Origin of the sequence: Actinosynnema sp. NPDC023658 (genome assembly GCF_040639995.1) — a bacterium.
Lineage (GTDB): Bacteria > Actinomycetota > Actinomycetes > Mycobacteriales > Pseudonocardiaceae > Actinosynnema.
Genome location: NZ_JBFAAX010000455.1, coordinates 1 through 4,692 on the forward strand (window position 1 = coordinate 1; position 4,692 = coordinate 4,692).

At 71.3% G+C, this 4,692-nt stretch carries 4 protein-coding genes; all 4 read right to left on the reverse strand.

The window, feature by feature from the left end; all coding sequences use genetic code 11:
* The coding region (locus tag AB0G02_RS28770; protein ID WP_360799840.1) for an LLM class F420-dependent oxidoreductase at nucleotides 1-560 on the reverse strand (560 nt) is incomplete at its 3' end.
* 328 nt (nucleotides 561-888) lie between these two features.
* Nucleotides 889-1,677 (reverse strand): M23 family metallopeptidase, encoded by a 789-nt coding sequence (locus tag AB0G02_RS28775; protein ID WP_360799843.1) that lies wholly within the window; start codon nucleotides 1,675-1,677, stop codon nucleotides 889-891.
* A gap of 409 nt (nucleotides 1,678-2,086) precedes the next feature.
* Nucleotides 2,087-4,204, reverse strand: a complete 2,118-nt coding sequence (locus AB0G02_RS28780; protein ID WP_360799846.1) for a transglycosylase domain-containing protein — start codon at nucleotides 4,202-4,204, stop codon at nucleotides 2,087-2,089.
* 307 nt (nucleotides 4,205-4,511) lie between these two features.
* A partial coding sequence (locus AB0G02_RS28785) for a hypothetical protein (RefSeq protein WP_360799849.1) occupies nucleotides 4,512-4,692 on the reverse strand: 181 nt, incomplete at its 5' end.

Here is a 4,692-nt window from a genome sequence, read left to right on the forward strand (position 1 = left end):
GGCACGTCGTCCGCGCCGAGCCAGTTGGTGATCGCGCCGTCGGCCTCGCGGCCGGCCAGGCGCAGCATCCCGGGGCGCAGCGCGGCGAGCATGATCGGCACCCGGTGCGCGGGGGTGCGCTCCAGCCGGAAGCCGCGCACGGAGAACGTCTCGTACTCCTCGGTCACCTTCTCGCCCGCCAGCGCGGCCTTGAGGAACCTCAGCGTGTCCCGCGTGCGCTTGAACGGCTCGCTGAACGGCACCCCGTTCCACCGCTGCACGATCGCGGGCGAGGACGAGCCGATGCCCAGCACGAACCGCCCGCCGGTCACCTCGGCCAGCGTGGCGGCCGTCATGGCCAGCGTGGCCGGGCCGCGCGTGTAGACGGGCGCGATCGCCGTGCCCAGGCGGACGCGGTCGGACCACTGCGCGGCGAGGGCCAGCGGCGTGAAGGCGTCGGTGCCGGCGGTCTCGGCCGACCACACGTCGGTGTAGCCGAGCTCGGCCAGCTCGGCCACCAGCGCGCGGTGGTCGAGCACCGGCACGCCGGTCAGCGGCAGCGTGATTCCCCAACGACCCACGATGGCCTCCCTGAAGGTGTCCCGGGCCACCGTACCGCAGGTACCGACCAGTCGGTATGTCGCCGCACCGCTCGACGCACGAGACCGCCCGGCGTGCACCGGGCGGTCTCGTGTCGTGACGCACGTGTTTGGGGGTCGGAGGTCGGGGTAACCACGGGTCGGTGCGGGATGCGCCGCGGTGCCGTTCGGGGACGGCTCGGGACTGCCATCGGGGTGGCTGCCCGGTTCGCGTGCGCCCCGCGCGTGGCCCCACAGGCCTCCAGGACCTGTCAGGGCCCTGCTGGAGCGTGTTGCGCGCGTGCGTCGGGTCTCGCGGGCGTCAGAGCGTTCAGAGGGTGATGCCGCGCTCGCCCAGCCAGCCGACGGGGTCGATCTTCTGCGAGCCGCCGATCCAGACCTCGAAGTGCAGGTGGGGGCCGGTGGACTGGCCGCGGTTGCCGATGGTGGCGATCTGCTGGCCGGCCTGGACGTGCTGGCCGGCGGTCACCAGGATCTCGTTCATGTGGCCGTAGACGGTGATCGTGCCGTCCTCGTGCTGCACGCGCACCCACAGGCCGAACCCGGACGCCGGGCCCGCCTCGACGACGACGCCGTCCATCACGGACAGGATCGGCGTGCCGATGGCGTTGGCGATGTCGACGCCGTAGTGCGTGGTGCCCCACCGGCCGCCGAAGCCGGACGTGAAGGCGCCCTCGGCGGGCTTGACGGCCTTCGGTCGCCTCGCCGCCTCCTCGGCCGCCCTCTGCGCGGCCGCACGGGCCTCTTCCTCCGCGATGCGGGCCTTCTCCGCGTCCTCGGCGTCCTTCTGCCGCTTCAGCTCGGCCTGCCGCGCCGTGTAGCCGTCGGACGCGTGCCGGATCGCCTCGTCGACGTGCTGCCGGGCGAAGAGGCCCTCGGACCGCATGAGCTTCGCCGCTTCGAAGGCGGGCTCGACGGCGTGGACCGTGCGGACGTCGGCGGACTTCGGTGCCGCCGTGTGGACCAGCGCCGCCGCGAGGTCGGAGCCGGTGCTGACCGGGATGAACCGGGTGTCACCGCTGTCGAGGCCGCTGCTGGCGCCGACGCCGGTGGCGAGGGCTCCAGCGGCGACCACGACGGCGGCGACGCGACCGCTCACGGGCTTCCGGTCGCACTCCGCTCGGTGGGAGCGGCGGGTGCCGGTCGGGGCGGGGGGCGCGGTGAACGCGCGTCGACCACTGGCCTTCGAGTGCCGTGCCAAGGTAGTGCCTTCCTGCATCGGGGAGCACGGCCCGGTCACGGGGACGCCTGGCGGGGGATCCAGGTGGCGCCGCTTTCGGGGAGCGACGCCGTGTCCCTTTGGTGACCGAACCGTGACATGCGGCCGGGACCGTAACCCGATGTAACAAGAAAGGGCAAGCCTTCGCACAAGCGCTGGTGCTTTTTGGTGAGATAACCCACTGATCGTCACGCAGCGTGTTGAGGTACCCGGTAGTTCAGTATCCGCCCGTTATAAAAGCCCAGGTCAGAGGTGACATAAGGCGTGACGTAACGGGTGACGGACGCCGCTACCGGAAGCGCGGTTCGACCGGGGGCAGGTCCGCGGGCGGCTTGCCGTCGTGGATCACCCGCATGGCGTTGAACCAGGTCGGCGCGGCCACCTGACCACCGAAGACACCGCCGGCGTCGTTCGTGCCGCACAGCCGCGGCGGGCTGCCGCTGCAGATCACCTGGGGCGCCACGCCGTCGGTGAACGTCATGACCGCGCCGGCGTACTGCGGGGTGGCCCCGATGAACGCGACGGACCAGTGGTTCTCGGTGGTGCCGGTCTTGCCGATCATGGGCCGGTTCCAGCCCGCGGCGTTGGCCGCGGTGGCGGCGGTGCCCGACCTGGTGTCCTGGCTCATGCCGGTGGACAGCGCGGCGGCCACCTCGGGCGCGAGGGCCTGGTCGCACGGCGCTTCCTTCAGCGGCACGGGCTGGCCGTTGCGGTCCAGGATCTTCTCCACCGGGGTCGGCGGGCACCACTTGCCGCCGCCGACGATCGTGGCCGACACGTTCGCGAGCTCCAGCACGCTGGTCGGACCGGCGCCGAGGGTGAACGAGCCGCTGTTGTCCCGCTTGTACTCGTCGCCCTGGGAGGGGCCGTTGGAGCCGTCGGCCTTGAGCGGGTCGCCGGCACCGTTGACGCCCTGCATCGACTCGCGCAGGCCCAGCCGGTAGGCCATGTCGACCACGTTGTTCAGGCCGACCTTCTCCTCCAGGATGATGAACGCGGTGTTCGGGGACTGCGCCAACGCCTCGGTCAGCGTCATCTTCTCCTTGTAGTCCGCCGCGTTCTTGACCGTGTAGGCCTTGTTGCCGTCCTTGTAGACCTTCGAGGTGTACAGCTTCGGCACGTCGATCTGCTTGTCGATGCCCGTGACGCCGCGCTCCAGCGCCGCGGCGGCGGTGAACACCTTGTAGATCGAGCCCGCGCCGAACTTCGTCACCTCGGCCGGGATCGAGTAGGCGCTCTGCCCGGCGTCGGCGTTGTTGCCGAAGTCGCGGTTGGCGGCCAGCGCCCGCACCCGGTGCTTGTCCCCGGCCGGTTCGACCACGGCCATCGCGTTGGCGACGCCCGGCTGCGTCTTGGGCACCTGCGCCATGGCGGCGTCCTTGGCCGCGCGGGTGGCGACCGGGTCCATGGTGGTGGTGATCGTGTAGCCGCCGCGCTTGAGCTTCTCGGCCGGCAGGCCCGCCTTCTCCAGGTAGTCGATCAGGTAGCGGCAGAAGAAGCCGTAGACCGGGCCGTCGCCCGCGCCGACGCAGCCGTTGGGCAGCAGCTTCAGGTCGGGGACGACGCCGATGTCGGCGGCCTTGTACTCGGCGGCCTTCTCCTCCGCGACCTTCGCGTCCGGCCCGAACGCGCCGTTGTCGCGCATCCGCTCGATCACGGTGTTGCGGCGCTTGATCGCGGCGTCCACGTCGGAGCCCGGGTTGAGCCTGCTCGGCTCGTTGACCAGGCCGGCGAGCATCGCGGCCTGCGGCACGGTCAGCTTGTCCGGGGTGGTGTCGAAGTAGGTGCGGGCCGCCGCGCCGACGCCGAACGCGCCGTTGCCGAAGGGGACGACGTTGAGGTACGCGGTGAGGATCTCGTCCTTCGTCATCTTCTGCTCGAGCTGGGTGGCGATGCGGGCCTCGCTGATCTTGCGGCCCAGCGTGACCTCGGTGGCCTTCTCGTAGGCCTCCTCCGAGCCCTCGCCCACCACGAACGCGAGGTAGTTCTTCACGTACTGCTGGGTGAGGGTCGAGGCGCCCTGGCTGGCTCCGCCGTCGACGCCGGCCTTCGCCGCGGCGCGGGCGATGCCCTGCCAGTCGACGCCCTTGTGCTCGAAGAACCGCTTGTCCTCGATCGCGATGATCGCGGCCTTCATGGTGTCCGCGATGCCCTCGGACGGGACCGGGATGCGGTACTGGTCGTAGAGGTAGGCGATCGGCTGGCCGTTCATGTCGAGCACCGTGGTCACGAGGGGCAGCTCGGCCTTGGTCAGCTCACCGGAGGTCTGGTCCACGGTGTCCGCGGCCCGGTTGGACGCCAGCCCGAGGCCGCCGACCACCGGGAACAGCACCGCCGCGACGAGCACGCCCGCCATCAGGCACAACCCCACCAACTTGACCAGACCTGTCGCGCGCGCGGCGAACACTGAACCAGCAACCCCTTCCACAACCCCGCCGGGAACCCCCACTGACTAAGTCGCACGAAGACCACCGCGGGTTGCTCCACTGCGAGCAGAAGTTTTCGACGCGATCTTCGACGACAGCTGTCGAAGTTACTCCTGCCCACCGGAGGCCGTGGTCAAACCCCACTGGGCCGGACGGCGCAGCCCGGCGGGCACGGAAGGGTGATCAGCCTCACCCACCGCGCGGGCACGGCCCGCCCGGCTCGACCGACCCGCGGCACGTCCGCGGTCGACCACGCGTTCGCGGGCCGGCAGGACCACGACCGGGTGATCAGTGCGAGGCGCGGAGGCGGATCGTCGCGCTGGCCCGCCGGACCTCCACGCCGGTGTGGTCCGGCAGCACGTCCTCCAGGAACCCGTACTCCTTCAGTGCCCGACGTGGAACCGGCGCCGGACGCCGCCCCCGCACCGCAGGTCGAGGCCGAACCGGAGCCGCGACGGCTCCAGCCGCC